The 25,019-nt window shown below is 71.0% G+C and carries 17 protein-coding genes and 1 pseudogene; 7 read left to right on the top strand and 11 right to left on the bottom strand.

All coding sequences use genetic code 11. The annotated features are described in order from the left end of the window. Positions 1-66: 66 nt before the first annotated feature. Together ACZ418_RS10820 and ACZ418_RS10815 are read right to left on the bottom strand one after the other, a co-directional pair. On the bottom strand, positions 67-1,329 hold the full coding sequence (locus ACZ418_RS10820) for a serine/threonine-protein kinase (RefSeq protein WP_468360174.1): 1,263 nt from the start codon (positions 1,327-1,329) through the stop codon (positions 67-69). 182 nt (positions 1,330-1,511) lie between these two features. Then, positions 1,512-2,432, bottom strand: a complete 921-nt coding sequence (locus ACZ418_RS10815) for a serine/threonine-protein kinase (protein ID WP_468360171.1) — start codon at positions 2,430-2,432, stop codon at positions 1,512-1,514. Between the two features lie 163 nt (positions 2,433-2,595). Here ACZ418_RS10815 and ACZ418_RS10810 point away from each other — a divergent pair, with 163 nt between their 5' ends. From ACZ418_RS10810 to ACZ418_RS10795, 4 genes are all read left to right on the top strand, one after another. Then, positions 2,596-4,581 carry an N-6 DNA methylase gene (locus tag ACZ418_RS10810; protein ID WP_468360168.1) on the top strand — a complete coding sequence of 662 codons (1,986 nt, stop codon included), beginning with the start codon at positions 2,596-2,598 and terminating at the stop codon, positions 4,579-4,581. 550 nt (positions 4,582-5,131) lie between these two features. Then, complete coding sequence (locus ACZ418_RS10805) at positions 5,132-6,352, top strand: metallophosphoesterase (protein WP_468360165.1); 1,221 nt, start codon at positions 5,132-5,134, stop codon at positions 6,350-6,352. 193 nt (positions 6,353-6,545) lie between these two features. After that, entirely contained in the window at positions 6,546-6,731 is a 186-nt protein-coding gene (locus ACZ418_RS10800) for a hypothetical protein (protein ID WP_468360162.1), read from the top strand. Positions 6,732-6,778: 47 nt separating this feature from the next. Continuing rightward, positions 6,779-7,156 (top strand): hypothetical protein, encoded by a 378-nt coding sequence (locus ACZ418_RS10795; protein WP_468360158.1) that lies wholly within the window; start codon positions 6,779-6,781, stop codon positions 7,154-7,156. A gap of 72 nt (positions 7,157-7,228) precedes the next feature. Here ACZ418_RS10795 and ACZ418_RS10790 read toward each other — a convergent pair whose 3' ends face one another. Both ACZ418_RS10790 and ACZ418_RS10785 read right to left on the bottom strand, forming a co-directional pair. Continuing rightward, positions 7,229-7,471, bottom strand: coding sequence for a DUF5302 domain-containing protein (locus ACZ418_RS10790; RefSeq protein ID WP_468360155.1), 243 nt, complete (start codon positions 7,469-7,471; stop codon positions 7,229-7,231). A 231-nt stretch (positions 7,472-7,702) separates the two neighbouring features. After that, positions 7,703-8,179, bottom strand: a pseudogene (locus tag ACZ418_RS10785) (DEAD/DEAH box helicase); the annotation flags it as partial. Between the two features lie 448 nt (positions 8,180-8,627). On the opposite strand from ACZ418_RS10785, the gene katG reads away from it, so the two are divergent. Then, on the top strand, positions 8,628-10,820 hold the full coding sequence (gene katG, locus ACZ418_RS10780) for a catalase/peroxidase HPI (RefSeq protein WP_468360152.1): 2,193 nt from the start codon (positions 8,628-8,630) through the stop codon (positions 10,818-10,820). Between the two features lie 409 nt (positions 10,821-11,229). Here katG and ACZ418_RS10775 read toward each other — a convergent pair whose 3' ends face one another. Continuing rightward, positions 11,230-13,689, bottom strand: coding sequence for an ATP-binding protein (locus ACZ418_RS10775; protein WP_468360149.1), 2,460 nt, complete (start codon positions 13,687-13,689; stop codon positions 11,230-11,232). Positions 13,690-13,852: 163 nt separating this feature from the next. Next, positions 13,853-14,656: an intradiol ring-cleavage dioxygenase gene (locus ACZ418_RS10770; RefSeq protein WP_468360146.1), complete on the bottom strand. Its 804-nt coding sequence runs from the start codon at positions 14,654-14,656 to the stop codon at positions 13,853-13,855. Positions 14,657-14,812: 156 nt separating this feature from the next. Here ACZ418_RS10770 and ACZ418_RS10765 point away from each other — a divergent pair, with 156 nt between their 5' ends. Next, positions 14,813-15,097, top strand: a complete 285-nt coding sequence (locus ACZ418_RS10765; RefSeq protein ID WP_468360143.1) for a peptidase associated/transthyretin-like domain-containing protein — start codon at positions 14,813-14,815, stop codon at positions 15,095-15,097. Between the two features lie 160 nt (positions 15,098-15,257). On the opposite strand, the gene ACZ418_RS10760 is transcribed toward ACZ418_RS10765, so the two are convergent. After that, positions 15,258-15,476, bottom strand: coding sequence for a hypothetical protein (locus ACZ418_RS10760; protein ID WP_468360140.1), 219 nt, complete (start codon positions 15,474-15,476; stop codon positions 15,258-15,260). Positions 15,477-15,668: 192 nt separating this feature from the next. Next, positions 15,669-18,344 carry a glycosyl hydrolase gene (locus ACZ418_RS10755; protein ID WP_468360137.1) on the bottom strand — a complete coding sequence of 892 codons (2,676 nt, stop codon included), beginning with the start codon at positions 18,342-18,344 and terminating at the stop codon, positions 15,669-15,671. A gap of 471 nt (positions 18,345-18,815) precedes the next feature. On the opposite strand from ACZ418_RS10755, the gene ACZ418_RS10750 reads away from it, so the two are divergent. Continuing rightward, positions 18,816-18,983 carry a hypothetical protein gene (locus ACZ418_RS10750; protein WP_468360134.1) on the top strand — a complete coding sequence of 56 codons (168 nt, stop codon included), beginning with the start codon at positions 18,816-18,818 and terminating at the stop codon, positions 18,981-18,983. Between the two features lie 38 nt (positions 18,984-19,021). Here ACZ418_RS10750 and ACZ418_RS10745 read toward each other — a convergent pair whose 3' ends face one another. The 3 genes from ACZ418_RS10745 to ACZ418_RS10735 form a co-directional block, all read right to left on the bottom strand. Beyond that, a complete protein-coding gene (locus tag ACZ418_RS10745) occupies positions 19,022-21,193 on the bottom strand; it encodes a hypothetical protein (protein ID WP_468360131.1) in 2,172 nt (723 codons plus the stop codon). Then, positions 21,178-23,934 (bottom strand): NACHT domain-containing protein, encoded by a 2,757-nt coding sequence (locus ACZ418_RS10740; protein WP_468360128.1) that lies wholly within the window; start codon positions 23,932-23,934, stop codon positions 21,178-21,180. The genes ACZ418_RS10745 and ACZ418_RS10740 overlap by 16 nt, the downstream gene beginning before the upstream one ends. A gap of 143 nt (positions 23,935-24,077) precedes the next feature. Further along, complete coding sequence (locus ACZ418_RS10735) at positions 24,078-24,986, bottom strand: S-4TM family putative pore-forming effector (protein WP_468360125.1); 909 nt, start codon at positions 24,984-24,986, stop codon at positions 24,078-24,080. Positions 24,987-25,019: the final 33 nt, after the last annotated feature.

The raw sequence follows: 25,019 nt of genomic DNA, 5'->3' as shown, positions 1-25,019 counted from the left end.
AGCGTAACACGATCCATCAACTGTGAACAGAGATTACAAAGTTCGACTTCCGCAGGCACTGCGGCTTCAGCTCATACGTCGCAGCCGACCCAGCAGCGCCCTGCTCCGCCCGCGCACGGCGTCGCCCTCGGGCAGGATCCGGTCCTCCTCGTCGGCCAGGCGCCGCAGCAGTTCCGCCGCGGCGTGCCGTTCTCCGGTGCGGATCAGCAGTACGGCGATCTCGTAGCGGGTGTCCAGCACGGCGGGGTGGCCCGGACCGAGCAGGCTGCGCTGCTCGGCGAGGACGGACTTCAGCTCGTCCAGGGCCTCGCGGGTGCGGCCGAGCGCGCCCACGCACAGGGCGGCTCCGGCCCGTGCGGCGAGGATGTCCGCGCGGTCGGGGCCGGGGACGGCCATCAGTTCCCGGTACTGCTCCAGAGCACGGGCTGGACGGCCGGCACGGCGCAGGGCCTCGATCTCGGCCAGCCGCGGGTGTGCGGGTGCGACCTCGGCGGCAGGAGCCGGTCGGGGGGCCCAGGCGGCGAGCAGGGCGGCCACCTCCGCGGCAGAGGCGGGCCGGTCCTCGGGTCTCTTCTCCAGCAGCCGCTCGACCAGCGTCCGCAGGCCGTCCGGAACTTCGGGGCGGCGGTCGGCGAGCGGCGGGACGGGCTCGTTGGCGTGCCGGTGGTACAGCATGAAGGGGCTGCCGTCGGTGAAGGGGGGTGCGCCGGTGAGCAGTTCGTACAGGACGCAGCCCAGCGAGTAGAGATCACTCGCGGGCACCGTCCGGCCCACGGCCTGTTCCGGTGCCATGTAGACGACCGTGCCGGGGGTGGCGTTGGAGGCGGTGAAGCGGGTTTCGCCTGGCTGGGGTTCCAGGGCGGCGGCGACCCCGAAGTCCAGGACCTTCACCTCCCCTTCGGGAGTGATCATCAGGTTGGACGGTTTGAGGTCGCGGTGCACGACGCCCTGACCGTGCGCGTAGGACAGTACCTCGGTCGTTCGGCGGGCTATGTCCGCGGCCTGCTCTATGCCGAGCGGGCCGTCGTCCTTGAGGACGGCGTCCAGAGCGCGGCCCGGGACGAGGTCCATGACCAGGTAGAGCTCGCCCTCATGGTTGCCGTGGTCGTGGACGGCGGGGATACCCGGGTGGCGCAGGCGGCTGGTCAGGCGGGTCTCGCGCAGGAAACGGCGTTCCAGCGTGCTGAGTTCGGCACCGCGACCACGGGGCGCGAGTACTTTGACGGCCACCTCACGGCCGCGTTCGCGGTCATGGGCCGCCCAGACCGCCCCCATGCCGCCCCGGCCCAGTTCGTGCGTGAGCTCGTACCGTCCAAGGCTTCGTCGCATCGCGCCCCGTCCCCAGTTCCGGCGCCTGCCGCGCCCGCCACCTCCCGTGGACCGGGAACGCACGGCACCCGGCCGAGGACGCCATTCTGTCACTGGTCACGGCACTCTTGCGCCCCACGCGACCAGAAAGGTGGTGCCTACAACCGGGCGTGGGCTGCCGCCGGGACAGGGGTCGGCGAGGCTCACCGGGGCATCGGGCCCTGCGGGACGAGGAACGGGCGGCGGGGGTCCTCGGGTGGAGTACGCCTGACGGCCTGACCGGGATCCGGCTTCGGCAGATGGGGCGCGAGAGCCGCGTAGACCTCTGCGGCGGAGGAGGGGCGCTCGTCCGGCCGCTTGGCGAGCAGGGCCGTGATCAGGTCCTGGAGGTCGCCGGGCACGTCCACCCCCGCGTCGGCGACGAGGGGCGGGGCCGAAGCGAGGTGGTGGGAGGAGAGGAGTGCCGGTTGATGGGTGGGGAAGGGGGTTTCGCCCGTGAGCATGTGGTGCAGCAGACACCCCACGGCGTACAGGTCGCTGCGGCCGTCGAGTTGGTCCCGCCCGGCCAGCATTTCGGGAGACGCGCAGAAGAGGTTGCCGATGCCCTCCCCGGTCGTCGTCAGCCGGGGGTCCGTGTCGCTGAGCAGCTTGACCAGCCCGAAGTCGAGGATCTTCACGATGCCGTCCCGCCGGATCATGATGTTCTGCGTCTTCAGGTCGCGGTGGACGAGGTCGGCGGCATGGACCGCGGAGAGCCCCGCGCACAGCTGGGCAGCGACGGAGGCTGCCGAGGGGACGTCGAACCGCCCGCCCGGCTGCTGGTCGAAGAGGTACTCGAGTGTGGTGCCCTCGATCAGTTCCATCACCAGGCAACAGGTGTCGTCCGTGATCGACGCGTCGAAGACAGTGGCGACATTGGTGTGATCCAGACGCGCGGCGGCCCGTGCCTCCCTGCTGAACCGTGCCAGAGCCGCGTCTCGGCTGCTCGGCACGGCCAGCAGTTCCGTGGCGACGGTCTTCACCGCGACGGGCCGGTCGAGGGGAAGGTCGCGCCCCTGCCACACCTGCCCCATCATGCCTCGGCCCAGAACCGACTCCAGCCGATAGCGGTCACTGAGCACCATTCCCGGCACAAGACCCGGCATATTCCTTGACCTCCACATTCCCCACACATCATGGTGGAACGAAAAATCTGTGAACAAAGTCAATGAGCGTAGTAGCCTTCCCTGCAATACGGCCGCTGGGACGCCGACCAGCCCAGCCGCCAAGTACCTCGGAGACTGATCGATGAGTACCCCCGACCCCGTACCCGTCAGCCTGGCCGAGATCGCCCGGATCGCAGGCGTCGGGCGCGCCGCGGTGAGCAACTGGCGCCGCCGCCATGACTCCTTCCCCACGCGGATCGGGGGCACCGACGTCAGCCCGCAGTTCTCGCTGGCCGAGGTCGAACAGTGGCTGAGGGACAACGGCAAGCTCGACGACATCGGCGGCCGGGAGCTCCTCTGGCCGCGTTTCGAGGCGCTCGGCAGCAGGAACGAGTCGGGGCTGGCCGTAGCGGAGGCCGCTCGCCGGATGCGTTCCTCCAAGGCACGGATCGCCCATCCCGAACTCTCCGCGCAGGCCCGAGACCTGGTGGCCGAGGCCGCGAAGCTGGGGCGGGAGGAGGGGCCGCGGGAGACCTTCGAGTTCCTGCTGCAACGGTGGCTGGAGACCCATGTCCGGCAACTCAGCACCACGCCGCCACCACTCGCCACGCTGATGACCCGGATCGCCCTCGCCGTCCGTCTCGGTCCTGGGGACGGCGGACTGACCTTCCTCGATCCGGCATGCGGCACCGGGCACCTGGCCGCCGCGGCCGCGCAGGAGTACGACGGCCCGGGACTTGAAGTGCTCGCGTGCGAACGGGATCCGGCGCTGGCCGCGTTGGCGTCCGCCCGGCTCGGCTTCGTCGCGGAGGACCGTGACGTCCATACGCGGATCGCCACGGCCGACGCACTACGGGAGAACCCTTTCGCCTTGGCCAGTGCCGACATCGCGCTGTGCAACCCGCCGTTCAACGAACGTGACTGGGGCTACGAGGAACTCGCCACCGACCAGCGCTGGACCCATGGGCTGCCCCCACGCACCGAGCCGGAACTGGCCTGGGTGCAGCACCTCCTCTCTCATCTCAAGCCCGGCGGGGCCGCCGTGCTCGTCCTTCCACCTGCGGTCGCGTCGCGCAAGGCGGGCCGCCGTATCCGTGGCTCGCTGCTGCGCACCGGGGCCCTCCGGGCGGTCGTGTCGCTGCCTCCCGGCAGCGCGCAACCGCACAGTGTCTCTTTGCAGTTGTGGGTCCTGCGAGCAGCGGCGGACGGCCCCGCAGCCGCTCCCCCGAGCCAGGACGCCCTCCTCGTGGACGCCACACGTTTCGCCCGACCGGGGACCCGCGAGCCGAACCCCGACTGGGACGTTCTCGGTTCGTTCGTCCTCACCGCTCTGGCGACCCTCGACCATCCCGCCCAGGAGCCGCCGGAGGGCGCTGTCCGCGTTCCTCTTCTCGACCTCCTGGACGACGAGGTGGATGTCACTCCGGGTCGCTACACCGCCTCGACGACGGAACCTTCCCGCAAGGAACTGGCCGCGAAGTGGGACGAGTTCGGGTCGCTGCTGACCGATCTGGCCGATCACGCGCAACACCTCTCCGGACTCTACGTCGAGACCGGCACGTCCCCGACCACAGCGACCGTGGGAGACCTGGTCAAAGCCGGTGCCCTGACGCTGCGCGCCGGTCAGCAACCCCCGGAGACGACGGCACCGACCGGTGGGGCCGCCGTGCCGCTCCTCACCATCGCCGACCTCCTGCACGACGGCAGTCCCGGCGGACTCCTTTCCACCGACTCGGCGCACGCCATCGCGGAGAAGGGTGACGTCGTGGTCGCCGGAGTGATCCGGGCCTTCCGAGCGTGGGTCCACGAAGGACCACCGATGGCTGTCGGTCCCCAGCTCTACGTCCTGCGGGTGGACTCGGAGAAGCTGGACGCCCACTTCCTCGCGGGTTGTCTGCGCGCGCCGGCCAACGGGCGCCAGGCAGGCACCCACGCCTCCAGCTCCTCCCGGGTCGACATCCGACGTCTCCAGGTACTCCAGCTTCCCCTGGAGAAGCAGGTGGCCTACGCCGAGACGTTCCGTCGCCTCAGCGCCTTCGAAACACTGCTCACCAAGGCTGACGGTTTGGGCAAGGGGCTGGCGGGCGACATGAACGACCGACTTGCGGCAGGCGGGCTGACCACCTGACGAAAAGGGTCTCGGAGCACACGCCCTGATCAGTCCGATCAGTTCCGCGCCGTTCCGCGGGCAGCCTCGCAGTTGGGGTGGCTCCGGTAGGGAACGTCAGTCCCGGCCGAGCCTGCCGCGACCGACAGGAACATCATTCCGCCTTCCACAGGGCGACGGCGCGGACCGTTCACGGCCGAGGCTCCGCCTTCATCGATCTCCGGCACTTCTCCGGCCAGTCAGCAGCCGTATGTGGGGTACCACCGTGGGACGAAGATTGTGCTGCCCGCCATGGTCGAATCAAGCCGCTTCCCAAAGACCGCCCGGGGCGGAAGTCCCCCGCCTTGTGATCCTTCAGCTTTGCCGGCTTGTGCCTGTCGGAATGGCTCCGTTCGTGAACCCGGTAGACGTCGTCCGCCGCGACAAGGAAGGCGTCTGTCTGCGGCGGAGTGTTGCCCTCCCGCAGAGAACCCTTCGCCCCACGGGGCCGCGCCCATGAACGCCGGTCCGGCCGGCCCGAGGGCGACCGGATACAGTGCGCGAGACGGCAGCCCGGTCAGGGAGGGGAAGCGTGACCGACACCAGCAACACCCGGCCCGCCGAGGGTGAGGCGCAAGCTCCGCGGCGGAGCCGACTGCACCGCCTGATGCGCTACCTCCCCCTGATCGCCCCCGTCCTGCTGTGGGCCGTGCCCTGCTGGGTGCTCCTGTACACCGGCCAGCGCTGGCCGCTGCCCGTCACGCTGGTCGGCACCGCCCTGTTCGTCCTCGGCCTCGTCGGTATGCCGCTCGCGATGGCGCGCGGCCACGGCCGGCGCCAGCAGGACCGGGCGGCGATCGTCGGTGACACCCTGCTGGGCACCAGCTGGATCCTGTTCACCTGGTCCGTTCTGCTCGGCGTCCTGTTGCGGCTCGCCCTGACCGTGGCCGGCGTCGGCGAGAGTCAGGACCGGGCCCGCATCGTCACGTGGACCGTCCTCGGCACAACCGCCGTGCTGCTCGCCTGGGGGTACGCCGAGGCCCGCCGCGTGCCACGCGTGCGCCGACTCGACGTGCAACTCCCACGGCTGGGTGCCGGGTTGGACGGCATCCGCGTCGTCCTCATCACCGACACCCACTACGGCCCGCTCGATCGCGCCCGCTGGTCGGCACGGGTGTGCGAGACGGTGAACACCCTGGAAGCCGACCTGGTCTGCCACACCGGCGACATCGCGGACGGCACGGCCGAACGCCGCCGCGCCCAGGCCGCCCCACTCGGAACGGTGCGGGCCACCCGGGCCCGGGTCTACGTCACCGGCAACCACGAGTACTACAGCGAGGCCCAGGGCTGGGTCGACCTGATGGACGAGCTGGGCTGGGAGCCGCTGCGCAACCGCCACCTGCTGCTCGAACGCGGAGGCGACACCCTCGTGGTCGCCGGCGTGGACGACGTCACCGCCGAGTCCTCCGGCCTGGCAGGCCACCGCGCCCACCTCGCCGGAGCCCTGGACGGCGCCGACCCCGACCTACCCGTCCTCCTCCTGGCACACCAGTCCAAGTTCGTCGACCGGGCAGCAGCCGCCGGCATCGACCTCCAGCTCTCCGGCCACACCCACGGCGGCCAGATCTGGCCCTTCCACCACCTGGTCCGCATCGACCAGCCCGCCCTCGCCGGCCTCAGCCACCACGGCCCCCGCACCCTCCTCTACACCAGCCGCGGCACCGGCTTCTGGGGCCCGCCGTTCCGCGTCTTCGCCCCCAGCGAGATCACCCTGCTCGTGCTCCGCTCCCCGCACCGGCCCACCTCGCCGTAGCACGGGGCGGGCCGACACATCCGCTTGGAGCAGTCCACGAGCCGAGGGATGCGGCGTCGACGGGCGTCGGCCCGAAGCACGCCGACGACCTGCGCCCCACCATCCGCCTCGCCGGTCTGCTCGGGGTGAAGCACGTCGTCACCATGTCCGGCACACCGGGCTCCGACCCCGATGCCAAGTACCCCTCCTGGTCGTGAACCCCTGGGACGGCGTCTACATGGACGTGCTGGACTACCAGTGGGGCGTGGCCGTCGCGTTCTGGAAGGAGATCGACGCGCTGGCGCGGGAGAACGACGTCCGAGTCGCCATCCAGATGCACCCGCACAACCCCGTCTTCTCCCCCGTCACGCTGAAGAGGCTGGTCGACGAGGCGGCCTGACCAACGTCGGCGCCGAGATGGGCCCCTCGCACCTCATGTGGCAGGGCATGGATGTCATCGCATCCATCAAGTGGCTCGGCCCGCTGGTCTTCCACGCCGCGGCGAAGGACGCCACGCTCTGCCCCGGCGCCGACATCCGCGGTGTGCTGGACACCTCGGTCACACGGGTGCCCGTCGACGCCGAGGGCAAGGTGCCCACCGGATACGGCTTCTGGTGCAACGCCTGGCCCGAGAACCCCGACTGGAAGTTCGTCGCCGTCGGCCTCGGCAACGACGTCCCCTTCCGGACCGAGTTCTTGCGCGCCCTCGCCGACGTCGACCCCGACATGGCCGTGAACATCGAGCACGAGGACGCCGCCTACTCGCAGACCGAAGGACTCGCCCTGGCCGCGAAGAACCTGCACAGCGCGGCAGCCGTTCTCTGATCCGGCTCTGGCTCCGGACCCCGTCTCCGCCGGTCGGCGGGAACGGGTCTCCCGGGGCCCGGACTGATCGACTCAGCCGCCGCTCTTGCGCCTGAACGAGCGCTGGCTCGCAGCCGGGCCGTGCGCCGCACGCACTTTCGACGCATTGGGGTTGGCGGCGACATCGGCGGCGTCCGCCTGCGCACCGCGCTTGCGCGCCAGGGCTTCGCGGAACTTGCGCTTGAGGTCGTAGTTGCCGTCGCTGTCCGGCGTCAGAGAGGACGTCTCCGGGGCAGCCGGCTCCGAACCTTCCGTAGATACGGGCTCTGCGGTCATGGTGACCTCCTGAGTTCGGGGGTGGGCAACCACAGCTTGTCATGCCGGGCGCAGTGCGGGGCGCCGGCAACATCATCCTGCTCGGTTTCGGCGGGTATGCCTCTCGCGGCCAGGGGCGTTCGCTTCGTAGGTGAGGTGCACAGGACGGCTTCGGGCCGGGCCGCGGGTGTCGAACCGTGGCCCCGCAGATGCCTGGTGAGCTGGTCGACGGCGTGCTTGGTGTCGAGGAACACCTTCGGGGTGCACCTGGTCGAGCACGTCAACCACCTGCGGCAGGAATCCCAGGTCGGACATCTGGTCGGCCTCGTCCAGCACGGTGATCATCACCCGTCCCGGGCGGCAGGCGTTGCGCTCGATCAGGTCGTGCAAGCGTCCGAGGGTGGCGACGACCACCTCGGCTCCCTGGCGCAGCGCGGCGACCCGCCGACCGATCGACATGCCGCCGACGATCGTGGCCATCCGCAGCCGCAGCGCCTCGGCGTACGGCGCCAGCAGGCCGAAGGTGAGCGTCTTGGCCGGTCCGGTGCGCCCGCGTCCGAGGACGTCGCGCCCCTCCAGGGCATCGGGGAGTGTGGCGGCCTGGAGGGGAAAGGGTTTGCGCACCCCGAGTCCGCCCAGTGTCCGCAGCACCTCCACCGGCAGCGCCAGACCGGCGAAGGAAACGGCCGGGGGTGCTGACCGTGGGTCGGCCTGGAACGACCGGTGCAGGTCAGCAAGCCGGACGCCGTCCGGCCTGATGCTGTTCCATTTGCTGACCCGGACACGGCAATCAGGGCCCTGACCTGCGGAAACAAGCCAAGCGCAAGATCTTGGGCTTGAACATGGCACGAAGCATTCAGTGCTCCTGGCATTACTGATCACTGCATTCCTGATCACTCGCCTACTGGTCGAGGCGTGCCACGCCTTACGGCCGCCACCAGCCAGGCCCCTCCGGCGCGTCCGGGGGCTGTCGCATTCGATTCGGCTTGCGTCGGTAGTCGGCACGGGAGCAGAAAGGCCGCCCCTTCTCTCGCGTCTGTCATACGCGGTGTTCTGCGTGTTTCATAGAGATGTGGTCTGCGATGCGCGACCATACGGACGCTCGACACCAGCAAAGCCGACGACGTCAAGAGCGGCAGCCGGCAGAAGGAACACCGAGACAGGAAGAAGGACGGGCATGTCCGGCAGTGAAAGCGAGAATCCTGCAATCCCTTCACCGACGCCCACACCGACTCGGCGGCCCAGGACGAACCGGGACTGGTGGCCGAATCAGCTGGACCTTCAGATTCTCCACCAGCACTCGCCCGGCGCAAATCCGATGGACGAGGACTTCGACTACGCGAAGGAATTCGCGACCCTCGACGTCGACGCCCTGAAGCGTGACGTCTTCGAGGTGATGACGGCATCCCAGGACTGGTGGCCTGCCGACTACGGTCACTACGGGCCGCTCTTCATCCGGATGAGCTGGCATGCCGCGGGAACGTACCGCATCGAGGACGGCCGCGGCGGTGGCGGCAGCGGCGCACAGCGCTTCGCCCCCCTGAACAGCTGGCCGGACAACGCGAGCCTGGACAAGGCGCGCCGTCTGCTCTGGCCGGTCAAACAGAAGTACGGCCGGAAAATCTCCTGGGCCGACCTTCTGGTCTTCGCCGGAAACTGTGCCATGGAATCCATGGGATTCAAGACGTTCGGGTTCGGTTTCGGGCGAGAGGACATCTGGGAACCCGAGGAGATCTTCTGGGGGCCCGAGGACACATGGCTCGGAGATGAACGCTACAGCGGCGACAGGCAACTCGCCGGTCCTTTCGCCGCCGTGCAGATGGGACTGATCTACGTCAATCCGGAGGGACCCAACGGAAACCCGGACCCGATGGCAGCCGCCCGGGACGTTCGGGAGACGTTCGGGCGCATGGCGATGAATGACGAGGAAACAGTCGCACTCATCGTCGGCGGCCACACCTTCGGCAAGTGTCATGGCGCGGTCGAAGCCAGTTATATCGGCCCGGAGCCCGAGGCGGCCCCCATCGAGCAGCAGGGCCTCGGCTGGCGGAACACATACGACAGCGGCACCGGCCCCCACACGCTCACCAGTGGTCTGGAGGGCGCATGGACCACCGAGCCGACCAAGTGGGACAACGGGTACCTGGACAATCTCTACGGGTACGAGTGGGAGCTGACGAGCAGCCCCGCCGGCGCCCACCAGTGGACTCCCAAGGATCCCGCGGCCAGGAACACCGTGCCCGACGCCCATGATCCGTCGAAGCGGCACGCACCCATGATGCTGACGACGGACCTCGCGCTGAAGATGGACCCGGTCTACGGCCCGATCACGAAGAGGTTCCACGAGAACCCGGACGAACTCGCGGTGGCGTTCGCCAAGGCGTGGTACAAACTGCTGCACCGCGACATGGGACCCGTCTCCCGTTACCTCGGCCCGTGGATTCCCGAGCCGCAGCTGTGGCAGGACCCCGTTCCCGACGTCGATCACGAACTGGTCGGGGACGAGGACATCGCCGCCCTCAAGGGCAGGATCCTCGCCTCGGGCCTTTCCATCTCCCAGCTGGTCACCACCGCCTGGGCGTCGGCGGCGAGCTTCCGCGGCACCGACAAGCGCGGCGGGGCGAACGGAGCACGAATCCGGCTCGCGCCGCAGAAGGACTGGGAACTCAACGACCTCCCCGAGGTGACGGAGGTACTGCACACGCTCGAGCGGATCCAGCAGGACTTCAACCTCTCCCAGACCGGGGGAACGCGGGTCTCCCTCGCCGACCTGATCGTCCTCGGCGGGTGCGCGGCCGTCGAGCAGGCCGCGAGGAACGCCGGGTACGACATCACGGTTCCGTTCGCACCGGGGCGTACGGACGCCTCGCAGGAGCAGACCGACGCGGCGTCGTTCGCCGTGCTGGAGCCCAAGGCGGATGCCTTCCGCAACTACCTTCCGGCGGGCGAGAAGCTGTCGCCGGAGACCCTCATGCTGGACCGCGCCAACCTGCTGACGCTGACCGCTCCCGAGATGACGGTGCTGATCGGCGGCATGCGGGCCCTGAACACCGGCTTCAAGGGATCCCCCCACGGTGTCTTCACCCACCGGCCGGAAACCTTGACCAACGACTTCTTCGTCAACCTGCTCGACATGGGCACGGAGTGGAAGGCGTCGGCTACGGACGAGAACGTGTTCGAAGGCCGGGATCGCGCCACCGGCGAGGTCAAGTGGACCGCCACCGCCGTCGACCTGATCTTCGGTGCGCACTCCCAGCTCCGAGCCGTCTCGGAGGTCTACGCGTCCCAGGATGCGGGAGAGAAGTTCGTACGTGACTTCGTGGCAGCGTGGAACAAGGTGATGAATCTCGACCGGTTCGACCTCGCCTGAGCCCGACGTCCCGGTCCGCCTTCATCGGCCGCCCGGGACGTGGCGAAGCGTGGCACTCCGCGGTGCGGAGCCAGGTGCCTGCGTGAGCGGGCCGGCTCCACATCGTGGTCTGCCCCGAGTCCGGGGGCTGGGAGTGGCCGCGAGCGCGAAACCGATGCCGGCCTCCAGGCCGCCGTCGGCGAGGGGAGCGACGCCGGCCCCTGACGACCGACGGAGCGCGGGCCGGCAGTGATCCCCCGGCCTGCGCTGTTCACCTGGTCTCCGCGGCCCACTCCATCGGCTTCCAACTCCGCTGACCGCGTTCGCGGCGGGCCTCGGCAACGGATGACGGAGAGCGGGGCGCCAGGCGGCGCAGCAGCCCCTGCCACGGGCGCAGGTCAGCAAGCCGGGACACCGCCCACCCGAGTGCTCACCGCCGGGCTGTGCACCCGTCCTCGGTCCGTGCGGCTGCCCACAGGGCGATCTGCGTGCGGGAGCGCAGGCCCAGCTTGTCACGGATCTTGTCCAGGTGCGTGGCGACCGTGTGGATCGAAAGGCCGAGCCGGTCCGCGATCTGGCGGTTGGTCAGCCCTTCGGCGACGAGTTCGGCCACCGTGGACTCCCTTGCGGTGAGCCGGAACCGATCGTCTGTGGCCCGGGCATCACGGCGCGTTCGGTGGTCCCCGCTCGCTGCCCCGAGCGCGTACGCGACCAGCCGCTCCCCACGCAGCCCACGCGCACCGGCGACGGCAGTCTCCCGCGCCGCTGCCGACAGCCGTGTCCGGGCGCGCACCGCCACTTGTTCCATCCTGTGCCGCCAGGGAGCCTCGGGCTCGGTGTCCAGGCGGCGCCGCGCCTGCACGCTCGCCTCGTACAGCCGCAGCGCACGCTGCATGTCGCCGTTCTCCGCGGCCACGAGGGCCAGGCCCTCCACGGGGTACAGGGCGTGGAAACTGGCCCCCGGAACGATCCGCAGCACCTCGGCGAACAGGATCTCCGCGCTGCGCAGTTGTCCCAGGGCCAGCCGTACGGCCCCCGCGGTGTGCAGCGCGGCCGCGGTCCGAGGCCACGGCGCTTGCCGCCTCAGTACGGGCAGGCACCGTGACATCAGCTCGTCGGCCTCCAGTTCCCCGCCTGCCTGAAGCAACGCCCAGGCCAGGTGATGGGTGCACCAGGCGGTGTCCTGCGGCCTGCCGAAGGAAGCGACGACCTCAAGGCACTCCCGTAGATCCGCGACGGCCTCGGTGAACTCACCACGGCACAGCCGCGCCGCCGCCCGGGCGTCCAGGGCGTTGGCCAGTCCGGCGGCGTCACGGCGTGTCCGCTGGCTCTGCACCGCCCGGTCGCCCAGGCGCAGTGCCTCGTCCAGATCGGCCTGCTGGCAGGCCACGCGTGCGGCGAGCGCCGGCACCTGCCCATCCAGCACCCGGCCCCCGGCTCCCCGCAGGAGTCCGGTGAGCAGCGCGCGGGCGGCCGACGGCTGCTCCTGCTGGTAGTGCACACGCGCCAGCTCCAGTGTCAGCTGCTCCCGTACGGCTTCGCCGTGGCCGGCGCTGCAGGCCAGTGCCGAGGCGAGATTGTCCCGTTCCGCCGCCAGCGGGCTGCCGGCCTGGTCGGCGAACACCTCCCCGCGGCCCCGCTCGGCCAGCTCGGTCAGCCACGCGAGCGCCCGGCGCACGGTGGCGTGCAGCTCGCCGGATGCGTGCAGGCGGTCCAGGGCGCAGACACGGATGGCACTCAACTGCCTGAAGCGCGTGGGTGCCGTCTCTCCCGGCAGACGTACGACGAGCGACTTCGCTTCCAGGGCGCACAGGATGCGGAAGACCTGCCGCCGATCTATGCCGTCACCGGCGCAGACCGTTTGCGCAGCGGCCACGTCGAACCCGCCGACGAGGACCGAAAGACGCCGGAAGACCGCCTGCTCGGCCGGATCCAGCAGCCGATGGCTCCAGTCGACCGCTGCGGCGAGCCCACTGTGGCGCGGGGGTCCGGTTCTGCTTCCCCCGGTCAGGAGGTCCAGCTGGGAGGACTGGTCGTCCAGCCCTGCCAGGATGTCGCTCAGCGCGAGCGCACCGACGTGGCGGGCCGCGAGCTCGACGGCGAGCGACAGTCCGTCCAGGCGCCGGCAGATCTCGGCCACCAGGTGGCCATTGCCGCGATGGAGCGTGAACCCGGGTGAGTTGCTCGCGGCGCGGTCGACGAAGAGCCGTACGGCATCGGACTGCAGGAGGGCCGTCACATCGTCTCCGGCGTCAGCCGACGGCAGGGACAGCTCGCCGACCCGGAACACGGTCTCTCCGGGCACCCTCAGGGCCTCCCGGCTGGTGGCCAGGATCCGCAGACCGGGGCAGCGGCCCAGCAGGGTCGCCGCCAGCCGCGCGCACGGCTCGGCCAGATGCTCGCAGTTGTCCAGAATCAGCACCCGGGAGGCGCCGCCGATCGCCCGGACCAGCGCGTCGACGTCGGTCCGGCCCGCTCGTTCGCCCACCCCCAGCGCGGCGGCCAGGGAGTGGGGCAGCAGCGCGCCGTCCTGGAGCGAGGCGAGTTCCACGAGGTCGACTCGCGCGAAGCGCTTCGGTAACCCCTCGGCGAACTCCAGCGCCAGCCGCGTCTTGCCCACTCCGCCCGCACCGGTCAGCGTGAGAAGGCGCGAACTCCGCAGGAGCGTGCGCAGACACCACAGCTCGTGCTGCCGGCCGACGAAGGAGTCGAGCGCCGGCGGCAGGACGCTGCCACCGGCCGTCGATACCGCGGCCGTGGCGTTCGAAGCCGCCCGTCGCCGCAGTGCCCGCTGCCGGCAGGCACTGGAACAGTATCGAGCCGGCCGACCCCCGTGCGGCCTCGCGATCAGCCCCTCACCGCACACATCACATGTTCGACTCCGGCTCATTCCCGGTTCCTGGCCGCGCCGCCCCGGAACGAAACCATCGCCTTCAGCCATGTGTCTCGACGATGACTGCGGCGCCCGGCTTCGGCAGGAGCAGAGCGGCCGCAGTCGCGCGTGCGACGGCCGAGACCGTGGCAGGGCCGACCACTGCAGGCATCCCGGTGCGTCAGGGGGTGGTGGCGGGGTCGATGCCGAGTACGACGGTTCCGGTCACTCCCTTGCCGAGGTCGCTGCCTGCCTGGGTGACGGTCAGCAGGGTCGAGGACCCGCCGTTGCGATAGATGCCGTCCCGCGCGTTGAGCGTGCGCGTGGCCGTGTTGTTCCGGTACGGGGACAGGGCGGCGACCCTGGTGTTGTACGCCTCAGGGAAGTAGAGCTGGCCCGTATGGGACACGTGGCCGCCGTGGTACGTCCCGTTGGACACGGTGCCTCCCACATGCGTCTTGACGTGGATGTGAAGGGCCCGGCCGACGTACCAGCCCGGGTAGATGGTGGTGAACTCCGCGACACCGGCGGAGTCGGTCAGCTGCACGCCGCGCAGGAAGGTGGTGTCCGGGGTGGAACCGCCGGCGACATAACCGGAGTAGACCCCGAGGGCGTCGCAGTGCCAGATGTCGACCGCCGTCCGGGGCAGCGGGGTGCAGGTCGCTGCGTCTACCACCGTCACGCGGAGGGTCAGCGGAACACCCGCCTTCCCCTCTGTGATGTCCTTGCGGACCGTCTCCAGGTCCAGGTAGTACGGGCCCTCGGTCTGCTCGGGTGTGAGGACGCAGGCGGCAGCCGGCCGGGCCGTGGCCTGGTGCTCGGTGGCGGCGGTCGCCTTCGTGGCGGCGAGACCCAGCGCGGCCACCCCGAGGGTGGCGCCGCCCAGGGTGGCGATGACGGACCTGCGGCTGGTACCTGCGGGAGCGTCCGACGGCTCGAGGTCGCGCTGCGGTTCCGCGGTGTTGTGGTGGGGGATGTCAGTCATGGCGTGAGCATGGCACCGGTGGCGCCCCACGGGATCGCACGGACGACCCACGAAGCCACTGCGTTACGAAACCCGACCACCGGTGCCGCGCGCGCCGTACACGCGTCGCGTTCATGACGAGCCGACGCGTCCGGCTCCGGGATCAAGGGCCGCACCATGATCGACGGCGGCTGCCCGGTGGTCCGCGAGGGGAGCCCCTGTCCCGACCGGCCTCTGAGCGCCCGGCTGACCATCACCGGCGGCGATCCAGAACGGACGGTCGCCGAGACCACCAGTGATACCGACGGCCACTTCCGTGTCTCGCTGCCGCCAGGCGTCTACACAGTCCGCCCCGCCAATCTCACGGGCGCCGTCACTCCGATCGCCCAACCGGTGTCCGTCACCGTCACCGGCGGGCGGTTCACCACGATCGTCATCCCCTTCGACTCGGGCATCCGCTGAGGCCCTCCGCTGCTCGACGTCGCAGTGACATCCGGTGGTGCGAAGGAGTGGTCATGTTGATGGAGGACTGTAGACGCGGTCGAGGATCGTGGCCCTCGCTCGCGGCCGTAACAAGGTCGGCGACACCGCCGTCGTCGCCGTCTACACGAACCCCGTCCCCTCATGGGACGGCCTCCGCGTCCCCGGGGTGCGTCGCGGGCTCCGCCACCGTCACCCACGGCCCCGGCGACTCCTCCGTCCAGAACCTGTGCGTGCGATCCGGTACGACGGTGACCGTCGTCCTGGAACCCCGCGCCCACGGCTCCTGGCCGCAGCCGCGTAGCAGCAATCCGATGTTGGCGCTGGTGACCGCGTCCGCCACCGACAGCAGGGGCGTCACCCGGGTCACGGTGCGTGCCGCGCATCGGGGCGGTCGCCGTCACCTGGGGTCCCGAGAGCGCGCCGCTCTTCACGCTTCGGCTGAGTGTGGCGGCGTATCCGGTGCAGTGAACCCGAACGACACACGGCCGGTGCGTCCCCGGGAGGGGGCTCCGCACCGGCCGTCGTCGTACAGCGTGGCGTACCGGTCGGATCAGTCCTTACGGCCCTTGAGGCGCCGTACGTCGAAGGACCGGATGCCGCGTCCGTGGGTGGCGGCGTACAGCTTGCCGTCGGGGCCGAGGCGCAGCTGCATCACGGCCGTGGTGGGCAGGTTGTGCCCCAGGACCAGCCACTTCGTGGCGCCGGCGGGGCGGTAGAAGGTGGCCAGGTCGGTGCCGAGGGCAAGGCCGCCGTTCGGCAGGAGCTTGACCGTGTCGGCCGGGACGTCGGGCAGGTTGGCGGAGATGTCCGTCCAGCTCGCGCCGCCGTCCCTGGACTCGAAGACGTGGCCGACGCCCGCGCCCGGGCCCTCGGTGAAGCGGCGGGAGAAGCCGTTGATCGCCACGTAGACATGCTGGGCGTCGGCCGGGTCGATCTCGAAACCGGAGACGTAGCGGTTCGGGATGGTGCCGTCGACCGGGAGGTTCAGCTGGTGCCAGCCGGTGCCGTCGGCGTTGCCGACCGCGATGCCCCGGGTGAAGCCCTGGTTGTTGCAGGGGCCGCACCAGCCGACGTACACCGTGCCACCCGAAGACGCGACGGCAGTGGCCACGTGGCCCTCGCCGAGGTCGTAGGCGTTCGTCCACTCCTTGCCGGAGCGGATGGCGAAGCCCTTGGTGTTCACCCACACATGCCGGCCGCCGGCCACCCAGGTGTTGGTGTCCTTGGCGTCGGCGGCGATCGGGGCGATGAAGCGGGCGCCCGCGCCACCCTGGTCCTTGTCCGGCGGGGCGACCTCGTACTCGGTGGCCTTGGACGGGTCCGTCGACCAGGAACCGTCGTTCACGCCACAGTTCTGGGTGACCCACATGTCGAGGTAGACGTACTCGGCGGCGATGTTGCAGCCGTTGGCCGTGTCGGCGATGGTGTCACCGCCGTCGCCGCCGAAGTTCGAGCCCATTACCTTGTCGTGGCCGCGCAGGATCGACTGCCCGTTGTCCTGCAGGCCGCCGGTCACCGAGACGCCACCGTTGGCGAGGTCCCTACCGACGCCCACCGAGTAGTACTGGAGGGTGTCGAGGGTGCCGTCGCTCAGGGACTGCCAGTCCTTGGCGTGGCCACCGGAGTCGACCGCGCCGTTGAGCGGACGTCGGTAGATGCCGCCGTCGTTACCGACGTACGCCCAGCTCTTGCCCTTGTAGCTGCCGATCGCGACCGCGTGCTGGTCGGAGTGCGTGGTCGGTGAGCAGTCGCCGGTCTGCTTGGCCGGGTCGATGCTCCAGCAGGGGAAGGGGAAGTTCCAGTACGGACCCGGGGTCGTCCAGGTCGAGCCCCCGTTCTTGGTCTCGAAGACCTCTTCCAGACCAAGGTAGACGTGGTCGGCGTCGGCCGGGTCGACCTGGAGGAACTGGTTGTACCAGGACTGGATGCCGGGCATGTAGCCGGCACTCTGCAGGGCGGATCCGGATGCCTTCAGCTTGGTGTAGTCCGCGATCAGCGTCCACGGCCCGAACGGCGAACCGTTCTTCGACACATACACGCCCTTGAGCCCGCTGTCCGGGTTGGCGGCCATCTGGGCCGGCGACTGGTCGATGGCGTACAGGCGCGAGCCGTCGGCCGCCGCGGCGAACGTCATGTTGCCGACATCGGCGCTGCTGGTGGGCAGGTCACCGAGGCCGCTGACGGGTTTCCAGCTGCCGTCGTCCTGCTTGGCGTACAGCCCGTTGTAGGTGTCACCGCCACGCCAGCCCACCGCAAGAAGGACCTTGTCCGGGTCCTTCGGGTCGACGGCGATGTCGTTGGCGATGTTCTTGTACGGCGCGCTCGGGTCGTCCGCCTTCGAACCGCCCGGAAGATAGTCCGGGTTGGGGGCGAACTCGTGCTTCCAGGGCCCCGACAAGGTGGTCGAGGAGTGCGACCAGACGCCGGTGCTGGTGGCTGCCCACACCTTGGTGCCGGCGAAGCGCAGCGCATGGACGACGGTGGACTCCAGCTCGGCACCGCCGACGCGGTCGCCGGGCTGGAACTGCCCGTGACGCGGGTCCTTGAGGACGTACACACCCGTCCCCACGAAGGACGTCGCCCCGGTGTTGGACTCGCCCGTGGCGTACCAGAGCCGCTTCTGGCCGTCCAGGGCCAGGGTGCCCGTCGACAGGGACGGCAGCTTGTCGGAGATCGGCTTCCAGTGCCCGCCACCGGTGGTGGACCGGAAGACACCGCCGTTGGCGCCGCCCGCGTACACATAGCCCTGGTCGTCCGCGGCGATCCCGGTAATCCGGCCGGTCACGTCGCCCGCGCCGCCGCTGGAGTTGGAGTTCACGTCCCGGTAGCGGGGATCGTCGGCGTTGTACGCCTTCTTGGTGACGTGGTCCCAGCTGCCGTTCGTGTGCCGCATCGACTGCAACTGCTGCCACGCCGCCCCGTAGGCGCCGGGCGCTACCACGCCGGGTGCGGTGCGGGCCTCGGTGAACTGGGCCGTCGCCTCGGCGGAGTTCTCCGCCTCGTCGGCCCCGTCGTCATCGCCGCCCTCCGCGGCGAACGCGGACATGCCGTGGCCTGCGTGCACCGCCTTGATGTGCTGCCGGCCCATGGCGGCCTGGTGGCGTGCCTGCCAAGGCCGGGGTCTTGCGTTGTTCGACGCCGCGAACGACTGGGTGCTTACCAGTCCGAACGCGGCCGCTACGACGGTGCAGGTTATGAACCGTCGCCGGTGTTTCGGGGGCAACATGCCCGCTCCTCCCTGCGCCGGGCATATGGGGGTGTGCCGGGCGCAGAGGGGATCTTGGCGTGACCACAACAGTCACACCCAGGGCTCACAGGAAAAATGGTGGGTTGTTTACCTTGCGCCTCGGATGAACCCGAAGTCGCGCTCGCCACACGGTGCTTCGAGCGCGCCTCCGAGCACCGGACGAACCGATGCGGCCGAGCTTTCGGGGCTCCTGTCGCGCGCGGCGTGGCCGCGACCCCAGCGAAGGCGCCGTCGTCCCTGCCGGTGGAGAACAGCCCGCTGTAGGCGTCCGTGGAGTCCTGCGGCGCGTTGGCGTCGGTCTCGACGAACAGCGGCCGTACAGCGGAGCGGCCATCCGTAGCGAGGCCCTCGTAGTCGCCGAGGAAGTGGCCTCCGGCGCAAGGTACCGGCCTCGCCGGCCTGTCCGCCGCCGAACGCCTCCGCGAACTCGGCTGGCGCGGCGAGATCACCATGACCGGCAAGGAATCCCACCGCCCCGGGTACACCCGCCCTGGGCCCGACGGCGCCCCGGTCCTGGTCGGTGCCGTCGCCCTGGACTCCCCCCGCACGCTGCTCGACCACCACGACCGGATCGGCCATCCCCTGGCCTCCGTACCGAGGCATTGCCGAGCCGCCTGAGGCGTGATGCCCGCAACGCGGCGCGGGCGAGGAACTCGTCAGCGGCCCTCAGCGTCCGGTGACGGGCCCGGCCGGTGGTCGGTGGGCAGCCAGCGGCGTCGGCTGCCGTCGGTGCGCAGCAGGGAGCCGATGCGGACGGTCTCCCGGATCACGTCGGGCCACGGGCTGGTGTCGGCGAGGGCGAGCAGGTGGGCGGCCGGTTCGTCGGTGCGTTTGCGGATGCCGGCGCGGATCAGGACGCGCAGCACCTCCAGGGGGCCCTCCCAGCAGGCCGCGACGAGCTCCTGCCACTGCTCGGACGTGGCCCGTTCGACCAGGCGGGACAGTGGGCGGTACCAGCGTTGCGCCAAGGACATGCCCTTGCCCGTGGGCAGGACGCACAGAGTCGCGGCGGCCGCGTCGACGATCTCGACGGCGTGCCGGGGCGATGTCTCGGCAAGGCGCTCGATGAACCGGCCGAGGACCGTCACGTCGTCCACCTGGGTGGCCCGCGTCAGATGGTCGTGGGCGCGCGCGCAGGCCTGGGCGATGCGCTGCGGTGTGTCGAGGGGGTGGTGGCGGCACACCAGGCCGGTCAGGCAGCGGCGGGCGACCGTCTGGACGTCCTCGTACCAGCCCTTGCCCGGGCCGGTGCGCTGCTGGGTGTACTCGGGACGCAGGTAGCCGTGCAGGAGTTCCTCGAGCCGGCGCCACTCCTGGGTGGCGAGCGAGCCGTTCGGGCTGTGGTCGATGACGGTCTCGACCAGCAGGAGTGCGCTTCTGATGTGATGCGGGTGGCCGCCCTTGGTCAGGATGGCGCCGAGCCGGGGCGCGGTCGGAGCGCTGAGGACGCCTCGGGCGACGAGTTTGCCGCGCAGGTGGAACGACTTCCTGGCGACCTGTGAACCGTGGTCACCGGTCCAGGTGACATCGCAAAGCCGCTCCAGGGTGCGGGCGTGGCGGCGCAGCGCGGCGGCGAGCCGGGGGTCGGCGTCCGCTCCGGGCTTGCCGAGCGCCTCGTTCAGCCATCCGGGGTCCAGCCAGGGGTCGATGGTGCCTTCGGTGAGCAACTCGTCCAGCAGCTCGGGGTGTTCGGGGACCAGTCGTTGCAGGTCGTGCGCGATCTTCTGGTCCGCCTGGGACACGACCTGTTTGCGGGACGCCGCCCTGGTTCCGGTCGTCCGGGCCCGGTCGGCTCGCCACAGGCGCAGGGCCTGGCGTGCCTGGGGGTGTCCGGCCGCCACGGCGGCCACCAGCAGGGTGACGGCGCTCTGGTCGGCGAGCCAGATCCGCCGCAGCCGGTCCTCGGCCTCGGTGGGGTCGCCGCTCGGTCGTGGCCACGCGGCGGCGACCAGCCGGGCCGTGGTGGGCACGTCCAGCCGACGGCTCCAGGTGTGCTCCGCCAGTCTGTGGCCGAAGTCGGCGGGGGCGCCCTGGTCGAGGGCCCGCAGTTTGCCGGCCAGCCAGTCGCGGACGGTGGCCGTGGCGGCGGGTTCCGCTCCCGCGACCCGGCTGGACGGCGTGTCGCCGCCGATCGTGTCGTCGGGGCCGTCCGCGGCGGTGAGCAGGGGCAGCAGGAGGTGGTCGGTGAGCAGCGGCATGGCTCCCGGGCCGCCGGCGGTCTCGACGACGTGGAGCAGGCGGCGGACCTCGTCGGGGGAGGCGTTGACCGCCAGTTCGCCCACGGCGCGCACCTGCGGATACGACATCGACGCCGCGGGGCGCCGGCAGGCGGCGGCCAGCACCGCTTCGGGGGACGGCGGCCGGCCGCCGGTCAGCCAGGTGCTCGCGATCAGCCTGCCCAGGGCCGCCTGCAGTTCGAACCCGTCCTTGTTCCGTGGGCGTTCCCTGCCCCAGCGATGGCGGACGACGGGGCGGATCACGGAGTAGGGCCGCTCGGGCCAGTCCTGGCGTCGCGCCGCGAGCCGCAGACAGCGGGCGACCGGCAGGAGGTCGCGCCGGGGATCCGTCATGAGTGTGCGCAGCCGGGGCCAGACCCAGTCGGGTCGCTTGGGCGCGAGTGCCTCCAGAACGGCCAGGAACTTGAAGATCTCCGACTTGTGCCGGGTCAGCAGCCAGGCCCACAGGCAGCCCTCGGGGGGACAGTCGCGTCCGCCGCAGGGGCCGTCGCCCCGCTCCGCGGCGGAGCAGGCCCGGTCGATGACCGAGATGACGCTCTCGGGCATGCTCTCCGCGAGCCAGCCGAGCGCGCCGATCAGGGGCTGCCGCAACTCCGCGTGGCCGCCCGCCAGATGCCGAGCAGTTCGTCGACGATGCGCTCGCGGTCCTGGTGGCAGGTGGTGGGCAGGGCTTCCAGATAGATCCGGCCGAGGACCGGGGGCAGGGCGGCGACGGCGGGACCGAAGTGCTGCCGCAGTTCGGCGTCCGGGGCCGGCAGCCTGGCGTAGACCCGCATCAGCACAGCCCGCAGGCCGTGCAGATCGGGGGCGCCGTCCCGGGTCTCGGCGAGCAACCCGGTGAGCAGGTCCGTGCCCGCCGCGGCGGTCCGGCCGCCCGCCCGGCCGGCCTGGACGAGCGCCTGCTCGGCAACGGCCAGCCGGAACTGGTCGTCGGGGTGTTCCTTGAGCCAGTGGAGCAGCTGAGCGAGGTGCGAGGGCTCCGTGTCGGTGGCCGTCCGGGCGAGCCGGCGGCCGGCGGCGTACTCGAACAGGGTCTGGTGGAAGTAGGAGTACCGGCGCGCGACACCGTCGCCATGGCACTCGATGACCCCTCGCCCGACGAGTCCCTGCAGGTCGTCCGTCGCGCCGGCGCCGAGCGGGCCCGGGCCCAGCTCCGCGGCCGACAGGTCCAGCCGGCCCTCCTCCAGCATCAGCCGAGCCACCTTCTCGCCGGTCTCCGACAGGTCGGGCGGCGGAGCCGTCCCGGGCGCGGGGGTGTCGCCCGCCCGCTGGTCCCGGCCCACACGGTGCTCCCAGTACAGGTCGTACAGGGTGGTGGCGTCGATCTCCTCCACCAGGGGCGGTTTCGGCGCGAAGGTCTCGAAGAGCATGCGCAGGGTGAGCGGGGCCCGGCACACCTCACGCATGGGCAGGCCGCGTACGGCCGCGTTCGCGACGGTGCGGCACACCTCGTCCACGGAGACCTCGGGCTGGCCCTCGTAGAAGTACCGGGCGTGGGAGCGGATCGCCGCCTCCTGCTCGGCCGGGCTGTACGGGCCGAGCTTCTTCCACTGCAGGGCGAAGTCGTCGACGTACGGCTTGAGGTGGTCCGCCACGTTTTCCCGGCATGTCATCAGGACGGGGACGGAGAACTCGGCGGCCGCGGTGAGCAGTTCCCGCACCAGGACGAGTCCGGAGGTGTCGGAGACGAGCAGGTCGGCGGTGTCGAGCAGGAACACCGCGGGGCCGGGCAGGGAACGGCACGCGGCGCGCACGGTCTCCAGAGGCATCCCCGCCGCGTGGTCGGTGTGCCAGAGGTCGCCGGCCCGCAGGAAGTAGGGGCGGGGCCCGCCGGGACGCCCGGCCAGCTCACGGTGCAGTCGCCACAGCAGCGTGGTCTTGCCCGTGCCCGGTGGGCCGGTGACACAGGCCGAACGGCCCTCGTGCAGCAGGCTCAGCAGTGACCACTCCAGGTCCCGGGGTACGGCGAGCGCGGTCAGGTCCAGGGGCTGCGCGCCGGCGCCGGAGGCGCCCTGGTGCCCGGCGGCCACAACCGCGGTACGGCTGTACGCCTCCAGTCGGCGGAGTTCTTCGGGCGGGTCCGTGCCGGGCCGTCCCGGGGTGCCGTCGCCGGCTGCCGGGTGGCTCGGGCCGGGCCGCTCCTGCCGTGGCTGGGCGGTGGGCGGTGCCGGGGCGGTGACCGGCCGCCCGGTGGGCCACGGCTCGTCCACGTAGGGCCGCAGCAGCTCGCCGGCCGCGTGTGCCGCCAGCCGGAAGAACCACCAGCGGCCGGCCTCGCCCAGGTTCTCGTAGGTGCTGAACCGCAGGCCGGTGGCCAGCACGGAGAGCAGGAACTGGTCGGTCCACACGTCGTACCAGCTGCCGGCGACCGTGTCGGCCGCCTCCCGTACGGCGTCCACCAGGCGGACCGTGGCCGGCACGATCCGGTCCCGCAGCTCCGCCTGCGGGCACACCAGATATCGCAGCAGGGCGTCGCCGTCGGCGGCCGCCCGTTCCCGGACCTCGGGGATCAGGGCGGACAGGAGCAGGGTGACGACGTCCCGGGACAGCAGGGCGTCCTCGGTGAACGTCGCGGGATCGATGAGCCGGAAGTCCTCGTACCGGGCCCGCCCGAGGCTGTGCGGCACCATGATGTTGTGCAGGTGAAGGTCGCCGTGGGCGCGTCCCTGCAGGACGTGGAGGGGCGGGTCGGGCAGCGCGGCGTGTCCGGCGGTCAGTGCCAGAGGGTTCGGCAGGTCCCGGTCGTCGAGGCGGATCCAGGGGGTGTCCGGGTCCAGGCCGTCGATCCGTGCGCCGTAGGCGAGCGCCGAGCCGCCCGCGCCGATCAGCGCGCCGAGTTCGTGGCGGAGCAGGTCCGTGACGGTCCGTGTGCCGGCCGTCATGTCGTCCGGGCCGGCGTTCCACTCCGTCAGCAGCCAGCGGGTGACACAGGCGCAGGCGTCCGGGAGTTCGTGCGTCAGTCCCGCCATGGTGTGCACGGTGCGCAGGCTCTGGCCCGCCGGTGACTGGAAGGTCAGGGTCCGTCCGTCCCCCACCTGCCAGGTCCACAGGAGCCGGGCCACCCGGTCGGGCGCCGTCCGGTACGCCCGGGCGTGGTTGTGTCCCTCGTTCCCCTGTCCGGCGGCCGACACCTTGACCACCACGGGTCCCGGTCCGGGCGTCACCAGTACGGCGGTCAGCAGGGCACCGCTGGCGCTCGCCCCGGAGGGTCTCCACGGGGGCAGGACCGGCCGCACGACACCGCCGTGACCACCGTCGCGGGCCCACGCCACCAGCGCGTCGGACGCCGGCTCGTCGTCGAACAACGCCCTGAGGCCGTCCTCGTTCTCCACCGTGCCTTCCACCTTGTCCGGACCGTCCGCACCCGGGGATCGCGCAGGCGTCGCGGACTGCGCACGGTTGCTGACGGTACATCAGTCCGCCGGGTTGCGTCGTCGAAGCGGGGTGACCGGTACCCGCACGAGTCACCGCCGTCTCAACCGGGTTGGGGCGTCGTCCGCCCGACCGTCCGTTGCAGGTCGCTCATCGCGGCCTGGAAGTCGGCTCGGTCGGTGTTCTTGAAGCGCCGGAAGAACCAGTCCGGGACGCGGGTGTGCCGTTGCCGGGACTGGAAGATCACATCCTGCACCTGCCGGGCCAGCACCAGCAGGGCGGCCGGGTCGTCCCCGGCGGCGATCCGGGTCTCCAACAGTTCCATGACGCGCTCCCGCTCCGCTGCCACCTGCCACTGCGTCCGGCACACCTCCAGCCCCATCATGACCGCGCCGAGGGAGGGCACGTACCACAGGAGCACCAGGTCGAGCACGTCCATCCGGGCGCCGAGGCCGACGACGAGTCCCGCGCCCAGCCAGGTCAGCAGCGCGGCCAGCACGGTCCGGGCGTAGCGGCGGCGCACGCGGGCGCCCCAGCCGAGGTTCTGCTGCTGGCAGGCGAGCACGTCGTAGGGGTGCGGAAGTTCGGGGATCTCGTAGTAGTCGCGCAGTTCCGCCTCGTCGCCCCGGAAGCGGCGGCTGAGGCTGCTGACCTCCTGCGGCGCGGGCGGGGTGCCGGCCAGGGCGGTATTCCAGGCCAACCGGTACAGCCGCACGTCGAACAACTCCTGCAGCAGCGCGGCCCGCCGGGCCTCGGCGCTCTCCCAGGCGGTCAGGCCGACGGAGTGGGCCACGGCCCACAGCCCGCCCAACACCGTTACGACGACCGTGAGTCCGGGGACGAAGGCGGTGACGAGCCCGGCGGCCGCCAACAGGAGCGAGACACCGGTGCGGGCGTTGGCCAGCCGCTGCGCCCTGCTGTGCGACACGCTCATGGCGCGCAGCCGGTGCAGTGCCGTATCGGCGTTCTGCTCGACCAGAATGCGGGAACTGCCGTTCGCCCCACTGCCCATGACGTCCCCCTCGCCCTCGGCTCTCCTCACTAA

Source organism: Streptomyces sp. NPDC030820 (genome assembly GCF_055572075.1).
This window is presented reverse-complemented; position numbering and strand designations above follow the sequence as displayed.

Bases quoted from the DNA above. Each gene is read 5' to 3' on its own strand.
- ACZ418_RS10820 (WP_468360174.1), bottom strand. From the start codon at position 1,329: ATGCGACGAAGCCTTGGACGGTACGAGCTCACGCACGAACTGGGCCGG.
- katG (WP_468360152.1), top strand. From the start codon at position 8,628: ATGTCCGGCAGTGAAAGCGAGAATCCTGCAATCCCTTCACCGACGCCC.
- ACZ418_RS10790 (WP_468360155.1), bottom strand. From the start codon at position 7,471: ATGACCGCAGAGCCCGTATCTACGGAAGGTTCGGAGCCGGCTGCCCCG.
- ACZ418_RS10775 (WP_468360149.1), bottom strand. From the start codon at position 13,689: ATGAGCCGGAGTCGAACATGTGATGTGTGCGGTGAGGGGCTGATCGCG.
- ACZ418_RS10815 (WP_468360171.1), bottom strand. From the start codon at position 2,432: ATGGTGCTCAGTGACCGCTATCGGCTGGAGTCGGTTCTGGGCCGAGGC.
- ACZ418_RS10755 (WP_468360137.1), bottom strand. From the start codon at position 18,344: ATGTTGCCCCCGAAACACCGGCGACGGTTCATAACCTGCACCGTCGTA.
- ACZ418_RS10810 (WP_468360168.1), top strand. From the start codon at position 2,596: ATGAGTACCCCCGACCCCGTACCCGTCAGCCTGGCCGAGATCGCCCGG.
- ACZ418_RS10750 (WP_468360134.1), top strand. From the start codon at position 18,816: ATGACCGGCAAGGAATCCCACCGCCCCGGGTACACCCGCCCTGGGCCC.
- ACZ418_RS10735 (WP_468360125.1), bottom strand. From the start codon at position 24,986: ATGGGCAGTGGGGCGAACGGCAGTTCCCGCATTCTGGTCGAGCAGAAC.
- ACZ418_RS10795 (WP_468360158.1), top strand. From the start codon at position 6,779: ATGGATGTCATCGCATCCATCAAGTGGCTCGGCCCGCTGGTCTTCCAC.
- ACZ418_RS10770 (WP_468360146.1), bottom strand. From the start codon at position 14,656: ATGACTGACATCCCCCACCACAACACCGCGGAACCGCAGCGCGACCTC.
- ACZ418_RS10765 (WP_468360143.1), top strand. From the start codon at position 14,813: ATGATCGACGGCGGCTGCCCGGTGGTCCGCGAGGGGAGCCCCTGTCCC.